The sequence below is a fragment of the Desulfosarcina sp. genome (assembly GCF_055467485.1).
Genome location: NZ_JBUOIV010000001.1, coordinates 177,911 through 204,489, shown reverse-complemented (window position 1 = coordinate 204,489; position 26,579 = coordinate 177,911). Strand labels below are relative to the sequence as shown.

Below are 26,579 nucleotides of genomic sequence, written 5' to 3'. Positions count from 1 at the left end.
GCGTATTCTTGGCAATCGGCGGCATTACCCTAACGTTGCATACAATCGGGTGAAGCTTTCCACAAAGAGGGACGATTTACCTGACAACTGGAGAACCCGCTCATGGGCATCATCTTCTGGTTTTTGATTCTTCTGCTTTCCGGCCTGGCCGTGTGGGGGTTTCTTCGATACCGCCGCCTGGACCAACAGATGCAGACACTTAAACGATCCCTCCTGGAAATCAATCAAAAAACACACGCAAGCGAGGAAGCCCACACCAAAAACCAGGCCCGATGGGAACAGACAGAAGAAAAATTACGCAGCTTCCTGCTGTTGATGGACACCTTGATGAACACCATCCCCAACCCCATCTATTTCAAGGACGCCGAAGGGGTCTACCAGGGGTGCAATAAAGTCTTCGCCAAACAGATCCTCGGCCTGACCCGGGACCGAATTATCGGCAAACGACCCATGGAGATGCCCGATCAGATCCCGGCCGACCTGGCCGCCGCCTATCAGCGAGAAGAGTACAAGATGATCGACAAAGCCGGCATCCACGCCTTCGAGACCCAGGTGCAGTGCGCCGACGGGCAGCGCCGGGATTTTCTTTTCAGCCTGGCCCCGGTAATGGATCGCCATGGCAATCTCAGCGGCAGCGTGGCTGTCCTCTCGGACCTGACCGACAAGAACCGTGCGGCCCAGAACCGCATGCAAAAAGAGCGACTGGAAGGCGTGCTGGAAATCGCCGGCGCCGTCTGTCACGAATTCAACCAGCCCCTGCAGGCCATCTCGGGCTACACCGAGCTGATGGCCATGAAGCTGAACGGCCATGAAGCCCTTTCCTATATCGACAAACTCACCGACCAGATTGAACGCATGCGCGATATCACCGACAAATTGCAGGGCCTCACCCGCTACGAAACCAAGGACTATACCGGCAACACGAAGATCATTGACATCGAGAAGGCATCTGAAAAACAGTAGGCGTCAATCAAACCACTGAACCCTCATGAATGCAGGACTCGCCGCAGATATACTCGTGCTTGTCCACTTGGGTTTTATAGTCTTCGTGGCCCTGGGTGGATTCCTCGTCATCAAATGGCCTAAAATCGCCTTCCTGCACCTTCCCTGCGCATCGTGGGGTGTAACGATCGCATTTGGCGGGTGGATCTGCCCGCTGACGACCCTGGAGATGCACGTTCGGCAATCGGCCGGTCAAGCCGGGTATGGCGGCGGGTTTGTCGACCACTATGTCTTGCCGATCGTCTACCCGCAAGGATTGACGAGCGGGTTGCAGATCGTTTTCGGCGTTATCCTTCTTTCCGTTAACTTGTGTGTGTACGGACGATTGCTGGCGAATCTGAAGAAGAAAAAGAAAACGGACCGCACCGTACCATGAAATCAGTTAATTGGCCGGTCATCGTGTTTGGGATGCTCCTGATTGAGATGGACCGCCTGCCGTCGAACCGCGAATCAATGGGTTGGGATGCCAATCTGTTGTGGTTTTATCGTTAATTGGCTGTATCTGTTTTCTCCCGCCGATCCCGATTAAGCTCAGACCGGTTATGCCGTAACAGGCCGAACCGTCTTACCGACAACCGCCGCAACTACGGAGCCGCAACCATGAGCACCGCTGACGAGAGGATTTCATTGGCCCATGCCCTGGGCGCCAGGGAAATCATCCGGCCCCACCTGTCGCCCACGCCCCTGAGGCAGTATCCCCGCCTGGCCCGTCCCCAGACCTCCACGCCCCCCTTATCGGCTCAGCGCGTTTAGACCGCCTAATGCCCGGCGGCGCTTGCGGGGTACAGATGCTTGGGATTCCAACACGCCCTAGCGGAACCCTTTCCAAACGATGAAAGAAACGCTAAAGTGGCATCCTATCTTTCTTACGGACAAATGCCATGGCAACGGAGACTGTCGCAACAGTCATTGGGGTTCACGATCAAGGTGAATACGCTTAGCACCCCTGATCATAACCGACTGAGGAAAAGACAATCAACATGAAAGCCGCCACCATAACCGGCTATGGGCCGCCGGATGTATTGGACGTTGGCGACCAGCCTGTCCCCCGGCCGCAGGCGGATGAAGTGCTCGTGCGCGTTCGGGCGGCGGCCGTCAACCCCAAGGACACCTTCATTCGGAAAGGTCGCTTCAAGCCCTTTACCGGCAGTGCTTTCCCCATCCTGACCGGTTTCGACTTTGCCGGAGAAGTGGCCGAGGTCGGCACACACGTGACGGATACATCGGTGGGTGAAGCGGTCTACGGCATGCTGGACGGTTGGCAGGGGGGCGCCTGTGCCGAATATGTGGCAGTCAAAACCGGCCGGTTCTGCAATAAGCCGGAAGGGGTGTCTTTCGACGAAGCCGCGGCGCTGCCGCTTGTCTCGCTGACAGCCTTGCAGGCCCTGCGCGACCGGGCCGGTATGGCGACGGGTATGCAGGTCTGCATCAACGGAGCCTCGGGTGGCGTCGGCAGCATGGCCGTTCAAATCGCCAGGATAATGGGCGCCAGGATAACAGCCATCAGCAGCCCGCCCAACCACGACTACCTGGCGGACCTGGGCGCCGACAACTGCATCGACTACCATCGCGGCGACATCGCCGCCCCCGGGCGGGGGTTCGACATCTTCTTCGACGTTTTCGGCAACCGGCCCTTCCGGTCTGTCAAGCCGATACTGAGCGACCGGGGCGTGTGGGTCTCCACGGTGATCCGGCCGCATGTGTTTCTCAGCGTCGCCCTGACCCGTTTTTTCTCCCGACGCAAAGCCAGGCTGGTGGTGGTCAAATCTTGCCGGGATGACCTACAGCAGGTCCGCCGCTGGGTTGAGAGCGGCGTTCTCAAGCCGGTTGTCCACAGCGTTTACCCGCTGGAGAAAATCCGGGAGGCCCATATCCAGCAGGAAACCAAACACACCCGGGGGAAAATTGTCATTCATGTCGGATGACAAGGCCTCACGACGGCAATGGGCGTCCGCAAAAATCCGGCTTGCGCGTCGCCTGCACGCGACGTGTTTAACCGGGAAAACGAAGGAAATCCCATGCAAACCGACCGGGAGGCCTGGATAACGGCCATCATTGGCAATTTCGTGGCGTCATCGAGCGAAAACAACCTGAACACGCCTGCCGGCGAAAAGGTTTTTGATCCGCCACTGGTCGGCTTTTCCACCGGCAGCGATCCCCTTTACGACGAATACGTGTCGCACATCGGCGATTTTTACCTGCGCCCCATCGACATCTATCGCCGGGCCTTTCCGCAAGACGCGGCCACATCGCCAGGCGCCTTGACGGTAATCAGCTGGGTGCTCCCGTCCACAGCACGCACCCGCCATGACCAGGCCGCCGAGACGAAGCGGCCGTCGGAGCGATGGGTTGGCGTCAGGCATCATGGCGAGCACTTCAACGAAGCGCTGCGCCGGTATGTGGTCGAGAAGCTGTGCGAAGCCGGCATCCAGTCAGTGGCCCCGGTGTTGGCGCCGTTCTGGAGCAGATCGAACCAGGGGCCTTACGCCCCATGCTCCACCTGGTCTGAACGGCATGCAGCCTATGCCGCAGGCCTCGGCACCTTCGGACTGTGCGACGGGCTGATCACCCCGGTCGGAAAAGCCATGCGGACCGGTTCGGTTGTCGCGCGGGTGTCCATCGCCCCGAGCCCGCGATCCTATACGGATCGCCACGCCTACTGCCTTTTCTATTCCCATGGCACCTGTGGCAAGTGCATGGCCCGTTGCCCGGTAGCGGCCATCAGCGAGGCCGGCCATGACAAAACGCGGTGCAAGCAGTACACCAACGTTACGATGAACGCCTTCATCCGCAAGACCTATGGCATCAGCACCTTCGCCTGCGGCCTCTGCCAGGCCGGTGTCCCGTGCACGGATCATATCCCCGACCCGGAGGAAGGATAGCCCTATTGCTTCGACGAGAAAAAGGCTTGCGCTCTCTCTGCCATTTCTTCGGGTGAGAGCGCCTCAACCAATTGGTTGAAAGACCACCGATATCCGAACGGATCTTTGATCAGCGCCGATCGGGCTCCCCAGAATTGGTTCTCCGGTTCGCTCAACGATTGCGCGCCGGCCTGGATTGCTCTGTCGTAGGCTTTATCACAATCTTCTGTCATGATCGAAAAAAGGCATGAGGCGGTGGTGCCTTCGGGCATCGCAATTGCGTGGTATTCTTCGGCCTCGTCCGAAATATAGATTCGGGTATTTCCAATCATAAATTCTGCATGGGCGATACCGCCGTCCGGTGCAGGCATGCGGAACAATTCCACCGCACCCAGAGCGGATGAGTAAAATTTCAACGCACTCGTCGTATTTTTCACGGTAAGCGACAATGCAACTGTTGGTTCTGCTTTTTGTTCCATTTTATTAATTCCTCCGTATTTCTTTCATTGTCGTGTTGTCGGCGTTAAGCGGATTAAGATGGCAAGGAGAGAAAGAGGAATTCGTACCGGGCGTCCGCGACAGCTGAGAACGAGGTCCGAACCAATTACCCAAAGCCCATAACTATTCCTTTTTACGGCTGAAAGTCAGGTTGACCACAGCCAGCAAGGAGGTGCCCACGATGAGCAGAAAGGAGACGGCGTTGATCACGGGCGTCGACCCGTCGCGCACCTGAAGATAGAGGGTGATCGGCAAGGTGGACTGGGAACCCACCAGAAACAAGGTGGTGTTGAAGTTTTCGAAAGACATTAGAAAGGCCACGGCAAAGGCGCCGATAATGGCGGGGCGAAGGAACTTGAGCGTGATGTGCCAGATCACCTGCAGCCGGGTAGCGCCAAGGTTTAAGGCCGCCTCCTCCAGGCTGTGGTCGAATTTTTTCAGCCGGGCCGACACCACCAGGGTCACCAGGGTCGATATGAAAGAAAACTGGCCCAGCACCACTAGCCAGAAGCCCGGCCGGAAAAGGGGCACGTCCAGATTGAAGGTGTTTTCGAAGAACATCCCCAGGGTGTTGGCAAAAAGCAGTATGGAGATGCCCAGAATCACACCGGGAATCACCAGGGGGGCCAGCATGAGAAAGTAGAGCGCCTGCTTGAAGCGGAAATTCTCCTGCTCGAATAAAAATGCACCGCAGGTGCCGACAAGGGTCGAAAAGATCGACACCCAGAAGGCGACCTTGAAGCTAACCCCGATGGCGGAAAGATTGAGAGCGTCGTGAAAGATGCCCACCCGCTCCGGCAGATCCGCGGTGAACCACTCGAAGGTGAATCCCTTCCAGGGAAGCGCCGGAAACTGGGAATCGTTGAAGGCCAGCACGCAGGTGATCAGCAGCGGGGCGAACAGGAACACGAAAAACAGGACGACATAGATCCTGAAGCCCAGGGTGTAGGGTCGGGTGTTGGGCAGCGAACGGATCATTGGACCACCTGGCTGAGTTTCTGGCGGGTGAGTTTGAGCCCGATCCAGATGATCGTGGAGGAGAGGACCAGCAGGAGGAAGCCGAAGGCCGCTCCCTGGTTCCAGTTGAAGCTGGCGATGAACTGGTTGTAGATCTGTTCGGTGAACCACAGCGAGTTCTTGCCGCCGATCAGGTTGGGGGTGAGGTAGTTGCCCAGGGTTAGCATGAAGACGACGATGCCACCGGACACGATGCCGGGCATGGCGTGGGGGATGATGATCCGCGTGACAATCGAAAACACATTTCCACCCAGATCATAGGCCGCCTCGATCAGGCTGTCGTCCAGGCTCTCCAGCACCGAGATCAACGGCACCACCATAAAGAGCATGGAAGTGTAGACAAGGCCCATGACCATGGTGATGTCATTGTAGAGCATCTCCACGGGTCGCTGCAGCAGGCCTGCCTGGAGCAGGAAGTGGTTGATCACACCGCTCTCGCGCAGCAGGATCATCCATCCGTAAACCCGCACCAGTTCGCTGACCCAAAAGGGCATGAGCAGCAGCAGGCTGAGAAAACCGCTGAAGCGGGGCGAGACCACCTTGGTGATGTAAAAAGCCACCGGCAGGGACACGGCAAAGGTGATCACGGTGGTCAGGATGGCGTACACGGCGGTACGCGTGAACGTGCGCCAGTAGATCGGCTCGTCAAAAAAATTCAGGTAGTTGACCAGACTCCACACCATGGCTCCGGCATCGTCCTCGATCCGGAAGGACATCAGCAGCAGATCGATGTGGGGCAGGACGATGAGCAAGAACAGCCACATGAGCACAGGCGTGACGAAGATCAGGAAAGGCAGGGTGATGCGGGACCGGGCGGTGTTCATGACACCCTGAAGCAGCTGGCGGAGCGGGCGTTCCAGCCGATGTCGACACGGTCCCCGGCAGCGAGGTGATCGTACTGTCGGTTCTGGGGAAGGGCGATCATCAGTTCGGCATCACCGTCCACCGGCGTGGCCAGGAGCCGGCTGTTGGCCCCGTCGAAAAGGATCGACTTGATGGTCACGGTCAAGCGGTTGAAATCGTCCAGACCGGATTCCGGGGCAATGATGATCGCCTCGGGGCGGATAAAAAACGAAACCGCGGTACCCGGTTTCAGATCTGCTGCTGCGCCGGCCGAAAAAGTCTGGCCGTCGGCGGTCTTGATCATGCACAAATCATCCCGGTATTCGGCCACGGTTCCGCTCCAGGCGTTGTTGTCTCCCACGAAACGCGCCACGAAGGGCGTCTTCGGATTGGCGTAGAGCATGCGAGGGGTGTCCACCTGTTCGAACCGGCCCTTGTTCATCACGGCCACATGGTCGGACATGACCAGCGCCTCCGACTGGTCGTGGGTGATATAGATGAAGGTCGTCCCCACCTGGGCCTGCAGCTTTTTTAACTCCACTTTCATCTGTTCGCGAAGCTTAAGGTCCAATGCCCCCAGGGGTTCGTCCAGCAGCAGCACGGCCGGGTCCAGCACCAGGCAGCGGGCGATGGCCACCCGCTGTTTCTGCCCGCCGGAAAGCTGGTCGATCTTTTTGTTGCCGAACCCCGGCAGCCCCACCCGCTCCAGGATGTCCGCCACTTTTCTATCGACATCGGGCTTTTTCTCCCTGCGCCGCTGGAGGCCGAAGGCGATATTCTGGGCCACGTTCATCATCGGAAAAAGGGCCAGGTGCTGAAAGATCAGGTTCACCGGCCGGCGGTTGGGCGGGAGGTTCGCCATGTCGCTGCCGCGGATGAGAATCCGCCCCCTGGTGGGCTCGATGAATCCGGCGATCATTCTCAGCAGGGTGGTCTTGCCGCAGCCCGACGGGCCCAGAATCGAAAAAAACCGCCCCTGCTCCACGGCAAAGGAGACCTCGCTCACCGCGGTAAAATCGCCGAACGCTTTGGTTACCGCTTCAACGGAAAGGTCTAAGGCCATATCAATCGCATTTTGAAATAATGGACAGTTGTGAGAGGGTTTATGCCTCGTGTTTGTCCGGAGGTGGTAGATTGCGGTTCAGGCCAAGGCCGCAGCGTTTCCGCAACCAGAGGCCTAGCGACGCTACGTCGAGGATAGCGCTAAAGCTTCACTACGTGCGTGGAAACGCGAGAACGCCGGCCTGGGCCGCAAGATGCCACCTCCGGATGAACACGCGCTAGTTGGCGGCCTTGACCTTATCCAGGATCAACCCCTCAATCGATTCCAGCTTGGCAGGAACCGGCGGATACCATTTGATGTTGTCGATATCGGCCTTGGAAAAAGAGCGCTGGAAATTGGCCTTGACCTCGGCATCGTAATACTCGATGGCCCCGGCGGATGCGGTGCCGTATTTTTCCTTGTTGGTGAACACCGCCGCGTTCTCGGGCTTCAGCATGAAATTGATCCATTTATAGGCCGCCTCGACGTTCTTGGCTTTGGCCGGAATGGTGAAGGTGTCGATCCAGCCCAAGGCGCCGCTTTTGGGAGCCACGAAATCGATGTCCGGATTTTCGGCATGCATTTTCCATCCGCCGTTGTCCCAGGCCATGGCCACGAAAACCTCTTCCGAACGCATGGACTGTAGGAGGGCATCGCCGTTGGTCCAGTAATTTTTCACCAGCCCCTTACCCGCGATCAGCTTTTCGCCGACCCGTTCCATCAGCTTTTTATAGCTTGTCGGGTTGGCGTAAAGCACAAAGGGATCCTGCTGCATGGAAAAAGCGATGCCGATCAGGGTAGGCCGTTTGAGCCGATAGCTGACTCTGCCGCTGTAGGCGGGGTTGAGCAGATCCTTGTAATCTGAGGCGTCGGGTGCGTATTTGCGGTTCACGATCAAACCGGAAGTGCCGTAGACGTGGGGAACGGCATAGCTCTTATCCCCGACCATGGTGTTTTTCTTTACCGCCTCGAGCATGGAAGGAACGATCTGGGCGGTATCCACTTTCGCAAAGTCGATCGGCTGGTAAAGCTTGTACTTGGCCTGCACCGACGAGATCCGGTCCTGGCTGGGCTGGGCCAGATCGAAACCGGCGCCGCGGGTGGCCCGAAGCTTGGCAATAATCTCCTCGTTGTTGGAGTAGGTCGGCTTTACTGTGATTCCGGTCTCCTTCTCGAACTTATCCATCAGCTCTTTGGGGGCGTACCCTTCCCATGTGAGTAATTCGAGCGTTTCGGCCTGGCATGCCAGGGAAAATGCGAGGACCAGTGACACGGCGATACACACAACGGCTGCTTTTTTCATTTTTTTCTCCTCCTGTTGACACGCGATGTTCATCATGCAGAATCGAACCGGTTGCAATGCTTGGTGCTGCAAGGTTCAACGCCGAACCTGATCGGGGGATCATAAACTTGGAAATGGTGTTGAGAAAGATGCATCGAACTTTTTTATAGTATTCCCGGGCCGCCGTGTCGTCAATACGAAACCTGAAAATTATCGGCATCCGGCCGGCGAGGCTGCCCGCGCCGCTGACGGCAGTGGAACCGTCGTTTTCCGGAAACGGCTTCGGCGAATATGGCAGGCAAATGTTAGGCGCCGGTGAGAAAGCCGCCGGTTCCGCACCGGTTGATCCCGTTGCAGCATCCGGATTGCATTCATACGCGCTTTCCCGTATGAAAAGGCTCTCGCGGTGTGCTTGGCGATGAGCCTGCGGCGCTCGTTAAAACGTCCACCATGTGACAAAAGCAACTCCCCCTGAACCGCGATAGCGAGGGCATCCCTCGCCGCCTGCGGCGGGGTTAGCGAGCGAACGTTAAATCGAATTTGATCCTTACGGTGGAACTTTCCCACGGCTTGCCGCAGGGAGGGGTCAATACATTTTTCAATTGGCCGTCGGCCCCCAATTGGGTTGATTGAAATGGACTACATTTTTAATTACCGGGCGTTTTCCGAGGCGCTTTACGATGCCCTGACCGAGGATGCCTTCTACATGGCCATGGAAAGCAGCGTTTCCGGTGGACCGGATCAGCGCAGGGAAGCCATGCTGCGCTACTATGACTACTCGATACGAGAAGCCCGCAAATATGGTTGCCTGTATCGTCCCGACGGCACGGCCGTTGGCGTATCGATCTGGTCCAGGCCGCTCGACGCTGACCGGTCCAGACAGATGACCAAAGAAAAAAAAGCATTTCTCAGGAAACACATGGGCCATGTCAGCCTGTCCACGTATGCAAAAATCACCGGATTCATGGCTGCACAGACGACGAGGGTCGTTCCCCCGGGCAGCTGGTATCTTTCGATCGTCGGGGTTGCTCCACCATTTCAAGGGCAGGGTCTTGGCCCCGGCCTGATCCGGCCGATTCTGGACCGGACGGACGAATTGGGCCGCTCCACCTTTCTGGAAACCTTTACCCCGCGGAATATGCGTTTTTATGAACGCTTGGGGTTTAAGGACACCGCCGGTTTTTTGGAGCCCGCGACCGGTGTCGAATACCGGGTGATGATCAGGGATCCATCATAGCGGCAAGCACCTTTTTAATGCAGCAATAAACCCTTCCGCAGGACCCATAAGGAGGAAAAGATGTTGAAACTTGGAGAAAAAGGCGCCATTTTACAGCGAGACAAAGAGACGTATGCCATCGCCCCGCACATCCCCTGCGGGCTAGTCACCCCGAAACTGCTGCGAACCATCGCCGATGTGGCCGAAAAATACGAGGCGCAGGCGATCAAGATTACCGGGGCCACCCGGGTGGTCCTGGTGGGGTTGAAAGAAGAGCACATCGATGCCGCCTGGAACGACCTGCAGCTGGACAAGGGAGCTGCCGTGGGGCTGTGCGTGCGCAGCGTGCGGGCCTGCCCGGGAAACACCTATTGCCGCCTGGGCAAACAGGACGCCATGGGCATGGGCATGACCCTGGACAAGAAATATCACAGCGCGGAGCTGCCCGGGAAATTCAAGATGGCCGTATCCGGCTGCCACCTGAGCTGCTCTGAATCCTGGGTGCGGGATATCGGCCTGATCGGCCTCAAGGATGGCTGGACGGTCGTTATCGGCGGCAATGTGGGCGCCGAGCCGCGCATCGCCCAGGAACTGGTTTCGGGGCTGGATGACAATCAGGTCCTGGACGCCGTCGACAGGACCGTTGCGTATTACAGGGAAAATGCCTCGACGGGTGAACGTTTAGGCAAAATGATCGAGCGGGTGGGGCTGACGCCTTTTCAGAAGGCGCTGTCCTGACTGCCGGTTGAACCGCGACAGAGAGCCTGTTTGGAATCGGCACGCCACCGCATCCCGGCGGTTGCCTGCGTTCTTGGGACGGCATACCGCAGCTTTTGTCAGTCAAACCTTAAACGAAAGGGTACGCTATGAAACGCTTTGTTTTTATTGCCCTGGCTGTCGTGATAATGGCTGCCGCGCCGGCTTCGGTCTTTGCCGACAGCCACGCCAACGCGATCGCCGCATTTAAAGCATCCCCTGCCGTGATGCCGTTTTTTGAAACGGCTTACGGCTATGCCGTTTTTCCCACCGTGGGCAAAGGGGGCCTTTTCGTCGGCGCCGCCTATGGCAAAGGCAAAGTCTTCAGGGGCGACACAGCCACCGGAACAGCCACGCTGATCAAAATGTCGATCGGTTATCAAGTGGGCGGTCAGGCCTTCCGCGAGATCGTATTTTTTGAGGACCAGCGAGCCTACGATGAATTTACCCGCGGAACCTTCGAGTTCGATGCCAATGCATCCGCAGTGGCTGTCACGGCCGGCTTGCAGGCAAAAGCCGGGTCCATGGGCGCGTCAGCGGGTGCCAGCGTGTTGCCGTCCACGGCCAAACAGGTCGAAACCAGTTACTACAAGGGAATGGCGGTTTTTATCCAGACCATGGGCGGCCTGATGCTCGAAGCCGCCGTCGGCGGCCAAACCATCTCCTTCGAACCGTACCAATAGGCAACGCGTTCGGCCTCCGGGCAATCGGTTCGTAAGGAACAGGGCCTTGCTCGACGGGTATGGCGTATCGCCGGACATTTTAGGCACCACCGCCTCGGTTTAGCCTCCCTTGGCGGCAGGCCATACATGCCGGGATAGCCACGCATCCGGACCTTTAGAAAAAATAAGGGGAAATCATGGGTTGGTTCATGATTTCCCCTTTTCGTATTGGAGGGTGTTCGGATCGTCAGGTCAATGGCATTTCCTGACGATTCAGAACAAACATAAGTGCTGTGTCAGGTTCATGCAAGGGGGCGGCAGGCATCTGTGTCAACTATTCCTCAAGCGCTGCCTACAACCACGCTCCTTTGGGGTGCGGCGAGCAAACTGAAAAAAAAGGCGCCCTTGCTTAAAAGCGAACAGGATCACCCAAGCGGCAGACGGCCGGGTGGCTCGTTTTTTCCACCCAGCTGACCGCAGGCGGCCATGACGCGGCCGCCTTTTTCGCCGCGCCTGCGAACGAATACGTTTTCTGCCACCAGCCATGCGTGAAACCGGTCGCCGGCAGCCGCTGACGGGGGTTGCCATTGGCAGCCGGGCGCCGGGTTGTATGGAATCAGGTTCAGTTTGACCTTCATGGGCGCCAAGTATCGCGCCAGGGCCCTGGCGTGTTCCTGCCGGTCGTTGACACCCTGAATCAATACATACTCCACAAACAGGGCTGACTTTCTGGCCAGCGGGTATCTGAGCAGCGACGCCTGCAGCACTGCCATTGGGATGGACCGGTTGATGGGCATGATCCGGGAACGGATGACGTCGGTAGGTGCATTGAGGGAGACGGCAAGGTTCACCGGCGCACTATCCAGCCGGGCGAGGCGGTCGATGCCGGCGGTCAGACCAACGGTGGAAACGGTGATATAGCGCCGGGCGATGTCCAGTCCCCGCTGATCCGTCAGCACCCGAATGGCCTGAATCACGTTATCCAGGTTGTCCAGTGGCTCCCCCATGCCCATGAACACCACATTGCGGATATCGAACCCCAACCGGTGCCGGGCGACATAAACCTGGCCGACGATTTCCGCTGCGGTGAGGCTGCGCAACAGGCCCATCTGACCGGTCCGGCAGAAGCGGCATCCCATGCGGCATCCCACCTGGCTGGACACACACAGGGTGTGGCGCCGGAACATGGGGATGACCACCGACTCGATATCCAGGTTGTCCGCCAGGCGGGTGACGAATTTTTCCACATCCCCGTCGGATACCCGCTTGATCAGCCGGCCGGGTGTCAGTGCCAGGTCGGTTTCCAGTTGGCCGGCCAGTTCCGACAAACCGGCAACGGCGGCCAACTCGTGAAATGCGGTTTTCCCGGTCTTCATCACATGGCGGTAAACCGGCGAGCTGATGTGGGCTCCCTTGCCGTATCGCCGGCGAAAGGCATCGACAAACTGGTCATGGGTGGTATCGAGAATCTTTAGCAACGATCCTCCAATGCGCTTGGTTCAGCATACGGATTTTTGATGGTGACCGCATGTTATCAGCATAAAAGCGCAACTTCAATGATTAGCAGCAAATGCAGACATGGCGCATTTCTATGATTGAAATGCGAATCAGGAACATGTATTGGCTGAAACGAAGCGGTTTGCATCAGGCTCGGTTTGACACCCCCTATGCTTTTTGCGATATATAACCCTCCCCGCGGCAAGCCGCGGGGCATGTTCTGCCGGCAACGCCAGTGCTGCGGCGCACCGTATGGATGAACGTCTATTTTCAATTGGCCCGCTACGCCCGCCGCCAGCGACGGGGAGTGCGCTCGCTGACGCGGTTCAATGCCGCCCGGCAGGCGATTTCCGTAGCCGCTGTCCGGATCAGACAACCCTTGCAGGCAGTTTGAATCTGCCAGGCAATAACCAAGGAAAGAAAAGATGACGGAAAACGAGACCATGCCCGGATCCAACTTTATCACCACCATTATCGAAACGGATCTGAAGGCCAACAAAAACAACGGCCGGCTGGCCACCCGCTTTCCCCCGGAACCCAACGGCTACCTGCACATCGGCCACGCCAAATCCATCTGCCTGAACTTCGGGGTGGCCAACACCTATAACGGCACCTGCAACCTGCGCTTCGACGACACCAACCCGACCAAAGAGGACGTGGAGTATGTGGACGCCATCATGGCGGATGTACGCTGGCTGGGATTCGACTGGGATGACCGCCTGCACTATGCCTCGGACTATTTCGAACAGCTCTACGATTATGCCGTTCAGCTTATCCGGGCCGGAAAAGCCTACGTGGACGATCTGAACGCCGACGAAATACGGCAGCATCGCGGCACCCTCACCGAACCGGGCACGGACAGCCCCTGGCGCAGCCGCAGCGTGGAAGAGAACCTGGACCTGTTCCAGCGCATGCGTGCCGGCGAGTTTGAAGACGGCGCCCGGGTATTGCGGGCCAGGATCGACATGGCCCACCCCAACCTGATCATGCGCGACCCCACCTTGTACCGCATCCGCAAGACCAGCCACCATCGCACCGGCGACACCTGGTGCATCTACCCCATGTACGACTTTACCCACTGCCTGTCCGACAGCATCGAGGGCATCACCCACAGCCTGTGTACCCTGGAATTCGAAAATAACCGCGCCCTCTATGACTGGGTGCTGGACAATGTGGACGCTCCCTGCCACCCCCGACAGATCGAATTTGCCCGGCTGAACCTGAGCTACACGGTGCTGAGCAAACGCAAGCTGATCCAGCTGGTGGACGAAGGCCAGGTGAACGGGTGGGATGATCCGCGCCTGCCCACCATCTGCGGCCTGCGCCGCCGCGGCTACACCCCCGAATCCATCCGCAACTTCTGCGACCGCATCGGGCTGGCCAAGCGCGACAGCGTGGTCGACGTGGCCCTGCTGGAGTTCAGCGTCCGCGAGGACCTGAACAAGCGGGCCCCCCGGGTCATGGGCGTCTTGCGCCCACTGAAGGTGGTTATCGACAATTACCCCGAGGGCCAGGTCGACGATCTGGAGGCCGTCAACAATCCCGAAGATCCGGATGCCGGTGTGCGCAAGGTCCCCTTTTCCCGCGAAATATACATCGAGCGCGACGATTTCATGGAGAATCCGCCCAAGAAATTCTTCCGGCTGGGACCGGGCCGTGAGGTGCGCTTGCGCTACGCCTTCTTCGTAACCTGCACCGGTGTGATCAAGGACGAGAAGACCGGCGAAGTGGTCGAGCTGCGCTGCACCTACGATCCGGCCACCCGCGGCGGCGACGCACCGGACGGCCGCAAGGTCAAGGCCACCCTGCACTGGGTGTCGGCCGCCCACGCTGTGGACGCCGAAGTGCGGCTCTACGACCGGCTCTTCAACAAGGCCAACCCGGACGAAAAGATGGACGGCACGACCTACAAGGATTTTATCAATCCCGAGGCACTGGAGGTGCTGCGCGGCTGCAAACTGGAACCCTGCCTGGCCGATGCCGGCCCGGGTTACTTCTGCCAGTTCGAGCGCATGGGGTATTTTTGCGTGGATGCGAAGGATTCACAATCCGGGGCGCTGGTCTTCAACCGCACCGTCACCCTGAGGGATGCCTGGGCCAAGCTTCAAAAAAAGTCCTGATCTATAATCGCCTGCGAAAAGGAGCATGATGGAATCAACCACCGAAGGCCAATTAAACACCGGATGATTGATCATGCGATTGGGACTGGCGGCAACACTCATGGTTTACGCAGTCCCGCGGCTTATGGACGGTGCAGAGGTTTGGACCGCCGTAGGAAAGGATATGCGGTTTCTGCATGCCGACTTTTCAGCCCAGGTGGTGGGTCTTATCATTCTGCTGGTGGAAGTCCTGGCCGGATTGGGGATGTTGACGGGTTACTTGTTTCGTATGAGCAGCGCCTTGCTTGCGGCCGTCTACAGCCTTTACTTTTTTAATTACATCAATGTCGGCTATAAAACTCTGCCGTTATACGCAGGGGCACTGGCATGCATCAGCCTTGGGCTTCTCCTGACTGGCGCTGGAAGGTTTGCGGTATCCGTGAAAATTGAGAAAAAGTAAACGTGTCACGGCTGATGCAACCCCAGGGATTTCAGAGATGCCCTTTGATTCATAAAATTCGATCTGAATGTCGGGCGCATTCCCCGAACCGGACCCTTGCCTCCTGAAACATCGTTTTTGAAACCAAAAGAGATCGTTTAAGGCATTTCGAGACCTGTTTTTTTGTTCTCTTTTATCTTATTCCAGAGCATTTGCTTGTGCCGGTCCCGAGTCTCACCCGAACCCCTTTCTCCGCAAATGGTTGGCAAACGCCTGTTCAAGGCACGGAGACCGCCGCCGGCGTGAGAACGACGGTTGTGGATCGAAAATGCATCTTGGCGTCAAGCATCTGACCATCCACAAACGACGTTCTCATCGACTAAAACGCGCTGTCGTCTCTTTGAGCTTCGAAATGCCCCATCTGATTTTATCCGGCGCATACGCCGGAAAGGTCAATCTGATAAAAAGACCTTTTTTGCGTGCTTCTTCCACACAATTCGGAGGGATGGCATCCCACGCAGCAGCAATGCCCACGCCGGCTTGTTGCACGGATTCGATGAAGGATGCTTCTTTTTGGATCGAAATACTTTCAAGGGTGAGTGGGGCAAAAAAGCCACCGCTGATTGAAACTGGAAACGCTCCGGGGAACAGGCTGTTCAGCGCAGTATTTAAAGCCTCCATTCTCGGTCTGTAAAGGTTGCATAAGTATTTGACGAATTCGTCATACCGTCCTGATTCGATAAAATCGGCTATGAACGCCTGCGTCGGCAGGTTGGGGTTTATGCGTGTATTGGCAATAACGCGGGATAGATGCCCGACATAATGATTTGGAACGACCATATACCCGCACTTGGTTCCCGGAGAGATCGTTTTCGTAAAGGAGCTTGTTAAAATGGGTCCCCATTCCGAAACCGCTATCAACCCATTCTCCTTTCCATCATACCGCAGGGCTTGATAACAGATGTCCCACACGCACAGCATGCCCTGCTCCCGGCAAACGCGTTCAACCCCCTTTCGGTTCTCCTCAGTGTAGTTGATGCCAGTCGGATTGTGATGAAACGGTATCCCGTAAAAAGCCGCAACCGCGTTCTTATTAACGACTGCTTTTAATTGATCTAAATCGACCCCCTCGGGTGTCAATTGGACACCAATCAAATGATGCCCATAGCGCGTTGCATCGAGTAACACGCGATCGTAACTTGCTTCTTCGACAATGATATTGCTTTCTCTGGGGAGCGATTTGAAAAAAAGCGAGATAATCTCCAGGCCGCCGTTGCCGACGATAACCCGTTCAGGATTGACACGATGAAAGCCGCCAATCAGATCCCGCAGTGGCTTAAAGCCGGTAAAATGTCCGTATTGAAGCACATCCACCCCATGCCGCCTGATGACTTTTTCGTATCCCTCCGACGCCATTGGGATAAGAAATGATAATGCTTCTTCAGCAGGAACCCCTCGCAGGAAATTAATCGACTGTTTCTCGCTCATTTTGTCCTTCCTGATCTCCTTTTGCTTTTTTCAAAGCATAACATTTTTTGACTGGCAGGTGCATGGTCGTGGCGAAACACCTGTCTGGTGGAAAGAAGGGCTGTCCGTATTTACGGATAGTACGGACCCTACCAAAAGAATTCATTTAGTTAGGCGCCTTCGAATCCAGCACGTTTCGGACGGCTTTCGACAAACCGCTTAGCGTGACCGGCCTGATCAGCACATGCTCGATGCCAATTTCTTTTAGCGCATTAGAATTGGCCATGGAACTGAACCCACTGCTCATTCTGGGGCGGGTCGAGGAAGCTGGGATGCTGATCCAAGGATGTCGGGGGTTCATGAACATGTATTGAAACGGTTTTTAGTCGATAGTTCCCCATACTAGCGTCAGCTTAATTCCCCCATGCAGCAACGGCATCTGCCTGACCGGAAAGGGCAGGCTGCGAGCCAGTTCGGGCCTGGGAGCGATCAGGGCAACCGACCACCCCTTGAATCGTTGTTCCAGGTGCCGGCCGATATTCCTGAACAGCTCATTCGCCGTTTTGGCCGAACCGATACGGATGCCATAGGGCGGATTGATCGTCACCAGGCCCATCCCGCTGCCATACTGATCGCCCGCGCAATGGAAAAAATCCTTTTGCTCCACGCTGACGGCATCCGACAACCCGTTGCCGGCGATCGTACCGGCCAGCCGCTCACAGGCACCGGCATCAATGTCCGAGGCGAAGATCAAGGGCTGCACCAAGTCCTGCACGTTCGACTCGGCCTCCCGCCTGAGAAAGCCCCACTGGCCTTCAGGATAAGCCGGCCACCCCATGAAGGCAAACTCCCGCTTCAGGCCCGCGGCCATCTGTTTGGCCATCATGCCTGCTTCCAGGGAAAAGGTCCCGGACCCGCACAAGGGATCCACCAGCGGCCGCCGGGGGTCGTAACCGGCGGCCATGAGCATGGCCGACGCCAGGGTTTCCCGAATGGGCGCCCGGGCCGGGCCCGCTTTCAGGCCGCGTTTGTAAAGCGGCTCCCCGCTGCTGTCCAGGGAGAGCGTAAACCGGTCTTCCACCGCACGCACAAACAGGGTCTGGGGGAAACCGGCTGACGACGGTCCGCCAGCCCCATCCAGCCGGCGTATGATGCTGTCGCCAATGGTCCGGGCAATGGCCTCTGTGTGGTAGAGCCGGGAACGGCGGCTGCTCACCTTCACTTCAGGCAGGAGCCCCGGCGGGAGAAACAGATCCCAGGCAATATCGCCGGCCTTTTTCTCCAGCCGGCGCAGGTTGGTGGCACTGAACGCCCCGATGCGCATCAGGATGCGTGTGGCCGTGCGCAAATAAAGATTGGCCCGTTGGCAATCCACCAGCCGCCCGGCAAATGCCACTCCCCCGCCATCCACGGTCAGCCTACTGGGGTCGAGGCCCAGACCGATCAGTTCCTGCCGGCAGATGTCCTCGACGCCCGGTGTGGTGACCGCATAGTACTCCCGGATGCGGCCGCCAACATGGCGGCGCACCCGCTTGATAAACGCGCGGTCTTCAGTATAATCCGTTGTGGCTTTACCGGTGGATGAATCCGTCATCGGTTGGGGTGCTCCCTGGGCGGGGAAAGGACTTGATTAACCGGTGCATCAATACTAAGTTGCGCTAATGAGCGCACTTTATCAGCTGCCCCGACGCTTGTAAATAATCGACTGTTGACGTAATTTCGACGTTTTCCAGAGAGCACCACAGGCATGTCCACCGTCCATATCCGACAAGCGGCTTACGATTACCAGGTGCTTCGGCCCATCGTTTTTGAGATGTTGGGATCCGCTGAAGGGCCGTCCATCGGGGCCGGCACCCGGGTATTGATCAAGCCCAATTTCCTCGCCCCGGCAGCGCCCGAAAAAGCGCTGACCACCCACCCGCTGATCGTCAAGGCAACCACCGAATTCGCCTTGGAAAAAGGGGCCCGCGTCCAGATATCGGACAGTCCGGCCATGGGCAGTTTTTCCACCCTGTGGAAAAAGGGCGGCTACGAGCAGATCCTCAAAGACCTCGACGTGACGGTCAGGCCCTTTGAAAAAACCATGGCGGTGGACGTGGGTGAACCTTTCGGCAAAATCGATATTGCCAAAGATGCCATGGAAGCCGATGTGGTAATCAACTTGGCCAAGCTCAAGACCCACACCCAGATGATGTTGACCCTGGGGGTAAAAAACCTCTTCGGCTGCATCGTGGGCCTGAAAAAGCCGGAATGGCACATGCGCACGGGTGTGGATCGGCACATGTTCGGGCGGCTGATCGTAAGCATCTACGAAGCCATCGGACCCGCCTATACCATCATGGACGGCATCCTGGCCATGCAGGGCCAGGGACCGGGCAAAAGCGGATCCCCCCGCGAATTGGGGCTGCTGATGGGCGGAAAAAATGCCCACGCCGTGGATCATGTGGTCTGTCTTCAGGTGGGCATGGATCCCGACAACCTGGAAACCCAGCGCAATGCCAGGGAACTGGGGGTGTATGACGGCAGTGTCCATATCAACGGGGACCTGAACATCCTGGACGACTTTCAATTCCCGGAACTGGGCTCGATCACCATGGGTCCGGACTTTCTGGGTCGGTTCATGCGCAAGTTCGTCATTCAACAGCCGGTGGCGGACAACAAGGCCTGCAAACTGTGCGGGGAATGCTGGAAGATTTGTCCGGCCCAGGCCATCTCTTACACGGACCGGGGGATAAGCTTTAACACCGACACGTGCATCCGCTGTTACTGCTGCCTGGAGGTGTGCCCCCACGCCGCCATCCACGCCAAAAAGCCGCTGGCTGGAAAAGTGGTTGCGTGGTTGACCAAAAAACGATGAAAAAAAACCAACGGGCTGCCCTCCGGCGCCCATGAATGAAAGGAAGGTAACTTATGGCGGGTGGTATCAATAAAGTCATCTTGGTGGGTAATCTGGGACAGGATCCTGAAATCAGGTATACCGCCGACGGCAGACCGATAGCCAATTTTTCCATTGCGACATCTGAATCCTGGAAAGATAAAAACAGCGGGGAAAAGCGGGAAAAGACCGAATGGCACCGGGTGGTCGTGTTCGGCAAACTGGCCGAAATCTGCGGGGAATACCTGTCCAAGGGACGGCAGGTCTACGTCGAAGGCAAACTGCAGACCCGCAAATGGCAGGGGCAGGACGGGCAGGACCGTTATACCACGGAAATCGTGATCGACCAGCGCGGCACCATGCAGATGCTCGGCACCCGGGAGGGCGGCGGTGGTGGTCCCCGACCGGCAGCGGGCGGTGGTGGCGGCTATCCGCAGGATCAGGGTTACCCCCAGCAGCCCTACCAGAATGACAAGGAGGATGATATTCCCTTTTAGGAACATCTGTTGACCGTTGACGGGATCGTAAAAAGGGGCTGCCGCGATCATTGCGGGCAGCCCCTTTTTCAGGTCGATCCATCCAAGATCAATTATCCCAAAATAGCCTTTAAGTCCTCATCGGCCGTGCCGATGGGCTTGATGTCAAAATTCTTCACCAGGGTGTCCAGCACATTGGGCGTGATGAACGCCGGCAGCGACGGCCCCAGGCGGATGCCCTTGATGCCCAGATGGAGCAGGGCCAGCAGCACGCACACCGCTTTTTGTTCATACCAGGAGATGATCAGCGACAGGGGCAGTTCATTGACCCCGACATTGAACGCCTTTGACAGGGCCGTGGCGATCTGTACGGCCGAATAGGCATCGTTGCACTGGCCGGCGTCCAGCAGCCGGGGAATGCCGCCGATGTCGCCCAGGTCCATGTCGAAAAAGCGGTATTTGCCGCAGGCCAGGGTCAGAACGACACAGTCCCGGGGAACTTTTTCCACGAATTCGGTGTAGTAGTTGCGCCCCGGTTTGGCGCCGTCGCAACCGGCCACCAGGAAAAAGTGCCGGATACTGCCGGCCTTGACCGCCTCGATGACCTTGTCGGCAACGCCGAGCACCGCATTGCGGGCAAAGCCCACGGTGACCTCCTGGTCGACATGGTCTTCCTGGAAGCCAGGCAGTTCGAGGGCACGATCGATGACCGGCTTGAAGTTCAGGTCGGCAATGTGGGGAATGCCCGGCCAACCGACCATGCCGCTGGTGAACAGGTTGGCCTTGTAATCATTCTTGGGCCGCTGGATGCAGTTGGTGGTCATCAGAATGGCCCCGGGAAACTCGGCGAACTCCTTGATCTGCTTTTGCCAGGCCGTGCCGAACTGGCCGTAAAAATGCGGGTACGCTTTCAGTTTGGGATAACCGTGGGTGGCCAGCATCTCCCCGTGGGTGTATATGTTGATGCCAGTACCCTCGGTTTGCCTGAGCAGCTCTTCCAGATCTTTCAGGTCGTGCCCGGAAACCAGGATGGCCTTGCCTTTCTTGTGGCCCAGCGGCACCCGCGTGGGCACGGGGTGGCCGTAAGTTTCCGTATTGCCGGCATCCAGCCGTTCCATGGCCTTGTAGGCCGCTTCGCCGCAGCGCAGGGCCATGGCGACCCACTCGTCCACGCCCATGTCGTCGCGCTGGATGGCAGCCAGTCCTTCGTGAACGAAGGCGTAGACGCTTTCGTCCTCCTGCCCCAGGATCAGGGCGTGGTCCGCATAGGCGCTGACCCCCTTGATGCCGAACAACACGGTGTGCTTCAGCGACAGCACGTCAGGGTTGTCGCCCGGGTAGGATTTCAGTCCCACCTGTTCAGCCTGGGCCACCAGGTCCTCAAGGGTGGCTTTCGGCTGGAAGGCGGCGGCACCGTCCGCCCAGGCGCCATTGCCGCCGGCCGCCTGAACCTTGGCTTTCAAACCTTCCCGCCGGTCCACCGCCTGGTTGATCAGGTCCACGAAACGGTCCGGATCGAAGTCCACATTGGTCAGGGTGGAGAAGGCGGCCTTGACGGTGAAGATGTTGACGTCCCTGTCGGAGACACCGGCCCGGCGACCCGCCACCGCCACCTGGGACAATCCCATGAGCGAGTAAAGCAACAGGTCCTGCAGCGCGGCCACCTCGGGCTGTTTGCCGCAAACCCCCTGGACGGTGCAGCCGGTTCCTTTGGCGGTCTGTTCACACTGGTAACAAAACATGGTGTCCCTCCTTGTCTTTACTGGTTGGTCCAGCGAGCATTTTAACTCGCCGGTATGCCTGAACGATGTCCATTTGTCCGCGGACTCGCGGCACTTATTCACCCCGGATCATCACCAGCAGCATTTTAAACCGCTTCTGCGCATGCAGCGCGTGGGAAATGTTGGCCGGCATGATCAGCATTTCACCTTCTCCGACGTCCTGCGGGCTGCCGCCGATGGTGATCCGGGCCTGGCCGTCGAGAATATAGACCACCGCATCGAAAGGGGCCGTGTGTTCGCTGAGCCCCTGGCCGGCGTCGAAAGCGAAAAGGGTGAGGTTGCCGGTTGTCTTCTTCAACAAGGTTTTGCTGACGACGGAATCGTCGGCGTAATCGACAAAGTTCGCCAAATGAAATGCGGTGCCTTTCATTTTATCAGGTTCAATGGTCATGTAAACCTCCTTTTTATCTAATTTTTTTCTGTATGTTGGACGGATTTCATGTATTTTCTTCCATCATCTTCCGGGATATATAATAATGCGCCGCCTGTTCCTATGCGAGCCAATCTTTGACACGTTCGGGTCCGGGCACTGATCAGCCGGTTGGATGCCCGGACGCCGTGCTCAATTATGCCGTTAAGCCATGGGGCGCGGGCGCGTCTTTGCGATCGAGCCGGTCCGTGTCTGTTTGGTACGACCAGCCGGTGATCAGGCCGACCACGAACCAGGCCAGGGCACCCACCCCCACCAGGAACACCGTGTCACCGATGGTCCTCAACCAGCGCAGACGCTCCATGAGTGGCTGCTGCAGGAACTCGGCGCTACGGGCGTACCACAGCCCGTGTTCGATACTGGCCCAGGTCTGCATCAGGCCGATGGGTAGCAGGCTCAACACGATCATCAGCGACAGGCCGCCGTTCATGGACCAAAAGGCGATCCGCAGCGGTGCTTCCCGCCATGCTCCCCGGGGGAAGAGGCGTCTGAGCACCACCAGCACAAGCCCGAGGGCCAACAGGCCGTATACCCCGAACAGGGCCGCGTGGGCGTGCAGCGGTGTCGTGTTCAGCCCCTGCATGTAATACAGGGCGATGGGCGGATTGATCAGGAATCCGAAAACGCCGGCACCCACCAGGTTCCAGAAGGCCACGCCCAGGAAAAAGCGGATGGGCCAGCGGTATTTTTCCATCCAGCCGACAGCGTGGACTTTCTGATAGGTCTCCCAGGCCTCGTAGCCGATCAGGGCCAGGGGCACGACCTCCAGGGCGCTGAAGGAGGCCCCCACGGCCATGATGGAGATCGGCGTACCGCTGAAGTACAGATGGTGAAACGTCCCGGGGATGCCGCCGAACAGGTAGATGGCCGACGAGAAGAGCACGGCCCGTGTGGCACTGATCGAGCGGACCAGTCCCAGGCGGGTGAAGATGAAGGCCATGGCCGCGGTGGCGAAGACCTCGAAGAAGCCCTCCACCCACAGGTGAACCACCCACCAGCGCCAGTACTCCATGATCGTCAGGTGGGTTCGGGCGTTATAGAAGAACCCGGCGCCGTAGAACAGGCCGATGGCCGCCGATGAACCTGCAAACAGCAGGACGAGCTGACGTCGGTGGCCCTTTTGCTGCAGCGCCGGCCACAGGCCGCGCAGCATCAGCACCAGCCAAAGCAGCAGCCCCACGAACAGCAGGATTTGCCAGAAGCGTCCCAGATCCACGTATTCATAACCCTGGTGCCCGAACCAGAAGCCGGCATCCAGGCTGAAGGTCTGCTGAACCGAAAGCCATTCGCCGACCAGGGAACCGGCCACCACCAGCAGCAGGGCACCGAAGAGCACATTGACCCCCAGGCGCTGGAAGCGCGGTTCATGCCCGCCCACAGCCGGGGCCAGGTACAACCCGGTGGCCAGAAAAGCGGTGGCGATCCAGAAGACGGCCAGCTGGATGTGCCAGGTCCGTACCACCGCATAGGGCAGGACGCCGGCCAGGGGCAACCCGAAAAAGGAATCGCCTTCCACCGTGTAATGGGCCGTCAGGCCGCCGAGCAGCACCTGGAAAACGAACAGGGCAATGACCGTGACGGTGTATTTGCCGGTCGCCCGCATGGACGGCGTGGTTGCAATGCGGTCCAGGGGATCTTGCCGGTCCGGTGTGGGCGGTACTTCCTCGCGGTCGTGAAACCGCTTATACCACACCAGGGCACCCACACCGGCCAGCAGGAGGGCGATGCTGACCATTGACCAGACCAGGCTGGCGGTGGTGGCCAGGTTGCCTACCAGCGGCTCGTGGGGCCAGTTGTTGGTGTAACTCACGGCCATACCCGGTCGCTGGGTCGTGGCCGCCCAGGCGGTCCAGAAGAAAAAGGACGTCAAGGCTTGACGCCGAACGGGATCGGGCAGTGCGCCTTCATGCAGCGCGTAGGATTCGCGAAGGCCGGCCAGTTCAGGATCATCGTTGAACAGCGCCAGATAATGGTCGGCGGTCCGGGCCATGGCCGTCGCCCGCTCGTTGGATACGCGCACCGTACCGAATTCCGGCTGGTACGTGTTCGTGCGCATCTCGGCCTGCAGGCGGTGATTGATCTCCGCCTGCTGCGGCCGGGTCAGGTTCTCGAATGCGGCCCCGTGATATTTTCGGCTCAGCAGATCCCGCAGGACCACGGCCTCGCGGTGCAGCCAGTCCGCCGACCAATCCGGTGCCTGGTAGGCCCCGTGCCCCCAGATGGATCCCACCTGCTGACCGCCGAAGCTCTGCCAGGCCTGCTGACCACGAAGAATGTCATCGCGTGTCATCAGCACGTTGCCCGATTCGGTTTTAACCGTCAGCGGGATCGGCGGCACCTTGCGGTACAATTCGCGCCCAAACCAACCCAAAACAAACAGGGTGGATAAAATGACGACCCCCAGCAACATCCACAGACGTCTGGTCTCGTTCATGGCTTCCTCCTTTTTTCCTTTCGGTGTAACGGTCTTCGATCTCTGTTTTTCCAAAAGGTAGAGCAAGCCGGATGCCAGATTAATTTATCAAATATTTCAATACACTAAAATGAAAGTTACAAATATCGCAACGTTTCATATGTTTATGTTTTAACAACACTGTTGATAAAAAAACAACAAATGATGGGGTCGATTAAGGAGGGTCGATGGGGAAGGCATGCAGTGGTGCACGGCTCCCGGCAAGCACCATTCGTATGCGCTGAGCACAGGTTATAAAGGGCGCTTCCTGGCGGGCCGGTTTCATTCGCCGAACGGTAATCCCGCCACATGCCCCCCGCAGAAAACCAATGGCGGGCATCCCGATGCCGGCCGCAGGAGAGCGAGCGGATTCAGCAATGGTCCACTACCCCGTTGGGCAGGTCAGCGGCAACGGCTTGACCGGGCGATGAGGGATCCGTCCGTGGTACGCCATGACCAGACCGCGAACCGTCACCGCGGCAAGCACCAGGGCGCCACCGGCAGCGGCCCAAATTCCCGGTGCTTCACCAGTGGCCAGAAAGACCCACATGGGATTGATCAACGGTTCGATGGACGGGATCAGCGTCGCCTCGAGCGCCCGGACCCGTTTGATCGCATAGGCAAAAACCGCGTAGCCGGCCCCCAGCGAAATCACGCCCAGCCCCACCAAACCAAGCCAGTCGATCGACGAGGGTGCCTGCCGGAACATGAACGGCAGACACAGGCCGGCGGCCATGAAGTTGCCCAGGGCAATGGGCCAAGCCGTGGATCCATTGCGCGATTTTCGCAGAAAAATCATGGCGCCCGCCCAAAAGACCGACCCGACCATGCCCACCAGAATGCCCATGGCGCCGCGCGGGGAAAGCGTATCGAAAAAAAAGAGCCCGATGCCGGCGACGACCACCGACAAAAAATACCAGTCCTGGCGCCGGGTGGGCTCACCGAGCATTCTGGGGGCAAGGATGGCTACATAGGCTGACGCCGCATACTGCAGAACGATGGCGTTGGCGGCCGTGGTGAGCTTGGTGGCGACCACGAAACAGATGCAAAACAGGCCCATGCAGGCTGCGGCGAGAACCGGGTTGATGCCCCAGGAAACATTGATCTCTTTTCTGCACAGCAGCAGGATCACGCCGCCGGCAATCAGGCTTCGCCAGCCGGCAATGGCCATGGGATGAAGGGCGACCATCTTGATGAGGATCCCGCTGGTGCTCCAGAAGAGGGCAGCCGAAAGGAGCATCAGCACGGCCAGTCGATTGTCGTTAATTTTGTGCATGCGTATTGCTGATCGGAAAATGGTCGATTTGGGTTCAGGCCAAGGCCGCAACGATGTTGAAACCGGAGGTGTAGCACGGCTGCGTCGAGAATCGCGCTGACGCATCACTACGTGCACAGCAGCGTGCGAACATCGGCCTGGACCGAAAGATGCCGTTTGTGAATGGGCATTAGTTAAAAACCGTTTGGCTGAAACGCCCCCTGAACGGCTCCGGCATCATGCTTTCGGCGTAGCCGACGCGTGCCGGCGCTAATGCCCGGACCAGAACCAGACCCGGCAGGGTGACGACAAACGCATCGCCCTCCGCGAGCACGTAGTCACGGATGTCACATTCCTGGGTGACCCAGACGCTTCCCTTAAGGCAAAAAAGTGTCTGCTGCCGGCGTTTTCCTTTTAGCCCCCAGCCCTGCCCGACGGCCAGATCGACAATCGTGTCCGGCGTGCGCAGGTTAGACAGAAAAAAGCGCCTGTGAGCACCCATCATGCTGCCGGTTTCCTGAAGTTGATGATTCATTGCGACCTCCTCACCCCGCCCTTCACCGGCAGGATCATTAAAGCGGTTTTCCCAAGCAGCCGCTGCGATCGGCAACGCTGCTGAATCAAGGCAA

26 protein-coding genes are annotated in these 26,579 nt (G+C 58.1%); 13 read left to right on the top strand and 13 right to left on the bottom strand.

Annotated elements, in window-relative coordinates; genetic code table 11:
* The first annotated feature begins 102 nt into the window (after positions 1–102).
* The 5 genes from ACZCED_RS00980 (at position 103) to ACZCED_RS00960 (ending at position 3,884) form a co-directional block, all read left to right on the top strand.
* A complete protein-coding gene (locus tag ACZCED_RS00980) occupies positions 103–963 on the top strand; it encodes a PAS domain S-box protein (RefSeq protein WP_464860006.1) in 861 nt (286 codons plus the stop codon).
* A 25-nt stretch (positions 964–988) separates the two neighbouring features.
* Entirely contained in the window at positions 989–1,378 is a 390-nt protein-coding gene (locus ACZCED_RS00975; RefSeq protein WP_464860005.1) for a DUF2784 domain-containing protein, read from the top strand.
* A gap of 224 nt (positions 1,379–1,602) precedes the next feature.
* The gene (locus ACZCED_RS00970; RefSeq protein WP_462970689.1) at positions 1,603–1,755 is read left to right on the top strand and encodes a hypothetical protein; all 153 of its coding nucleotides are present in this window, start codon (positions 1,603–1,605) and stop codon (positions 1,753–1,755) included.
* Positions 1,756–1,982: 227 nt separating this feature from the next.
* Positions 1,983–2,927, top strand: a complete 945-nt coding sequence (locus tag ACZCED_RS00965) for an NAD(P)-dependent alcohol dehydrogenase (protein WP_464860004.1) — start codon at positions 1,983–1,985, stop codon at positions 2,925–2,927.
* A 93-nt stretch (positions 2,928–3,020) separates the two neighbouring features.
* Positions 3,021–3,884 (top strand): epoxyqueuosine reductase, encoded by an 864-nt coding sequence (locus tag ACZCED_RS00960; RefSeq protein ID WP_462970687.1) that lies wholly within the window; start codon positions 3,021–3,023, stop codon positions 3,882–3,884.
* A gap of 2 nt (positions 3,885–3,886) precedes the next feature.
* Here the strand turns inward: ACZCED_RS00960 and ACZCED_RS00955 are convergent, their stop codons facing one another.
* The 5 genes from ACZCED_RS00955 to ACZCED_RS00935 form a co-directional block, all read right to left on the bottom strand.
* Positions 3,887–4,342 carry a VOC family protein gene (locus ACZCED_RS00955; protein ID WP_462970686.1) on the bottom strand — a complete coding sequence of 152 codons (456 nt, stop codon included), beginning with the start codon at positions 4,340–4,342 and terminating at the stop codon, positions 3,887–3,889.
* Positions 4,343–4,484: 142 nt separating this feature from the next.
* Positions 4,485–5,339, bottom strand: coding sequence for an ABC transporter permease (locus ACZCED_RS00950; RefSeq protein ID WP_462970685.1), 855 nt, complete (start codon positions 5,337–5,339; stop codon positions 4,485–4,487).
* A complete protein-coding gene (locus ACZCED_RS00945) occupies positions 5,336–6,202 on the bottom strand; it encodes an ABC transporter permease (protein WP_462970684.1) in 867 nt (288 codons plus the stop codon). The genes ACZCED_RS00950 and ACZCED_RS00945 overlap by 4 nt, the downstream gene beginning before the upstream one ends.
* The gene (locus tag ACZCED_RS00940; protein ID WP_464860003.1) at positions 6,199–7,284 is read right to left on the bottom strand and encodes an ABC transporter ATP-binding protein; all 1,086 of its coding nucleotides are present in this window, start codon (positions 7,282–7,284) and stop codon (positions 6,199–6,201) included. The genes ACZCED_RS00945 and ACZCED_RS00940 overlap by 4 nt, the downstream gene beginning before the upstream one ends.
* 217 nt (positions 7,285–7,501) lie before the next feature.
* Positions 7,502–8,566 carry an extracellular solute-binding protein gene (locus ACZCED_RS00935; RefSeq protein ID WP_464860002.1) on the bottom strand — a complete coding sequence of 355 codons (1,065 nt, stop codon included), beginning with the start codon at positions 8,564–8,566 and terminating at the stop codon, positions 7,502–7,504.
* 613 nt (positions 8,567–9,179) lie between these two features.
* Here ACZCED_RS00935 and ACZCED_RS00930 point away from each other — a divergent pair.
* The 3 genes from ACZCED_RS00930 (at position 9,180) to ACZCED_RS00920 (ending at position 11,200) form a co-directional block, all read left to right on the top strand.
* Entirely contained in the window at positions 9,180–9,782 is a 603-nt protein-coding gene (locus ACZCED_RS00930) for a GNAT family N-acetyltransferase (protein ID WP_462970681.1), read from the top strand.
* Between the two features lie 60 nt (positions 9,783–9,842).
* Positions 9,843–10,499 carry an NAD(P)/FAD-dependent oxidoreductase gene (locus tag ACZCED_RS00925; RefSeq protein ID WP_462970680.1) on the top strand — a complete coding sequence of 219 codons (657 nt, stop codon included), beginning with the start codon at positions 9,843–9,845 and terminating at the stop codon, positions 10,497–10,499.
* A 128-nt stretch (positions 10,500–10,627) separates the two neighbouring features.
* A complete protein-coding gene (locus ACZCED_RS00920; RefSeq protein WP_462970679.1) occupies positions 10,628–11,200 on the top strand; it encodes a lipid-binding SYLF domain-containing protein in 573 nt (190 codons plus the stop codon).
* A gap of 404 nt (positions 11,201–11,604) precedes the next feature.
* Here ACZCED_RS00920 and rlmN read toward each other — a convergent pair whose 3' ends face one another.
* On the bottom strand, positions 11,605–12,657 hold the full coding sequence (gene rlmN, locus ACZCED_RS00915) for a 23S rRNA (adenine(2503)-C(2))-methyltransferase RlmN (RefSeq protein ID WP_464860001.1): 1,053 nt from the start codon (positions 12,655–12,657) through the stop codon (positions 11,605–11,607).
* Positions 12,658–12,932: 275 nt separating this feature from the next.
* Here rlmN and ACZCED_RS00910 point away from each other — a divergent pair, with 275 nt between their 5' ends.
* From ACZCED_RS00910 to ACZCED_RS00900, 3 genes are all read left to right on the top strand, one after another.
* A complete protein-coding gene (locus ACZCED_RS00910) occupies positions 12,933–13,070 on the top strand; it encodes a hypothetical protein (protein ID WP_464860000.1) in 138 nt (45 codons plus the stop codon).
* 31 nt (positions 13,071–13,101) lie between these two features.
* Positions 13,102–14,796, top strand: a complete 1,695-nt coding sequence (locus ACZCED_RS00905; protein ID WP_462970676.1) for a glutamine--tRNA ligase/YqeY domain fusion protein — start codon at positions 13,102–13,104, stop codon at positions 14,794–14,796.
* A 73-nt stretch (positions 14,797–14,869) separates the two neighbouring features.
* Positions 14,870–15,235 (top strand): hypothetical protein, encoded by a 366-nt coding sequence (locus ACZCED_RS00900; protein ID WP_462970675.1) that lies wholly within the window; start codon positions 14,870–14,872, stop codon positions 15,233–15,235.
* 351 nt (positions 15,236–15,586) lie between these two features.
* On the opposite strand, the gene ACZCED_RS00895 is transcribed toward ACZCED_RS00900, so the two are convergent.
* Both ACZCED_RS00895 and ACZCED_RS00890 read right to left on the bottom strand, forming a co-directional pair.
* The gene (locus ACZCED_RS00895) at positions 15,587–16,702 is read right to left on the bottom strand and encodes an aminotransferase class I/II-fold pyridoxal phosphate-dependent enzyme (protein WP_462970674.1); all 1,116 of its coding nucleotides are present in this window, start codon (positions 16,700–16,702) and stop codon (positions 15,587–15,589) included.
* Between the two features lie 361 nt (positions 16,703–17,063).
* Complete coding sequence (locus tag ACZCED_RS00890) at positions 17,064–18,275, bottom strand: THUMP domain-containing class I SAM-dependent RNA methyltransferase (protein ID WP_464859999.1); 1,212 nt, start codon at positions 18,273–18,275, stop codon at positions 17,064–17,066.
* Positions 18,276–18,428: 153 nt separating this feature from the next.
* Here ACZCED_RS00890 and ACZCED_RS00885 point away from each other — a divergent pair, with 153 nt between their 5' ends.
* Positions 18,429–19,538 carry a DUF362 domain-containing protein gene (locus ACZCED_RS00885; protein ID WP_464859998.1) on the top strand — a complete coding sequence of 370 codons (1,110 nt, stop codon included), beginning with the start codon at positions 18,429–18,431 and terminating at the stop codon, positions 19,536–19,538.
* A 53-nt stretch (positions 19,539–19,591) separates the two neighbouring features.
* Positions 19,592–20,053, top strand: coding sequence for a single-stranded DNA-binding protein (gene ssb / locus ACZCED_RS00880; RefSeq protein WP_462970671.1), 462 nt, complete (start codon positions 19,592–19,594; stop codon positions 20,051–20,053).
* Between the two features lie 92 nt (positions 20,054–20,145).
* On the opposite strand, the gene hcp is transcribed toward ssb, so the two are convergent.
* The 5 genes from hcp to ACZCED_RS00855 form a co-directional block, all read right to left on the bottom strand.
* Positions 20,146–21,774, bottom strand: coding sequence for a hydroxylamine reductase (hcp, locus tag ACZCED_RS00875; RefSeq protein ID WP_462970670.1), 1,629 nt, complete (start codon positions 21,772–21,774; stop codon positions 20,146–20,148).
* Positions 21,775–21,868: 94 nt separating this feature from the next.
* Positions 21,869–22,204: a cupin domain-containing protein gene (locus ACZCED_RS00870; RefSeq protein ID WP_462970669.1), complete on the bottom strand. Its 336-nt coding sequence runs from the start codon at positions 22,202–22,204 to the stop codon at positions 21,869–21,871.
* Between the two features lie 175 nt (positions 22,205–22,379).
* Entirely contained in the window at positions 22,380–24,677 is a 2,298-nt protein-coding gene (locus ACZCED_RS00865) for a nitric-oxide reductase large subunit (RefSeq protein ID WP_462970668.1), read from the bottom strand.
* A gap of 403 nt (positions 24,678–25,080) precedes the next feature.
* Positions 25,081–25,971 carry a DMT family transporter gene (locus tag ACZCED_RS00860; protein ID WP_464859997.1) on the bottom strand — a complete coding sequence of 297 codons (891 nt, stop codon included), beginning with the start codon at positions 25,969–25,971 and terminating at the stop codon, positions 25,081–25,083.
* A 169-nt stretch (positions 25,972–26,140) separates the two neighbouring features.
* A complete protein-coding gene (locus tag ACZCED_RS00855; RefSeq protein WP_462970666.1) occupies positions 26,141–26,485 on the bottom strand; it encodes a DUF2917 domain-containing protein in 345 nt (114 codons plus the stop codon).
* Positions 26,486–26,579: the final 94 nt, after the last annotated feature.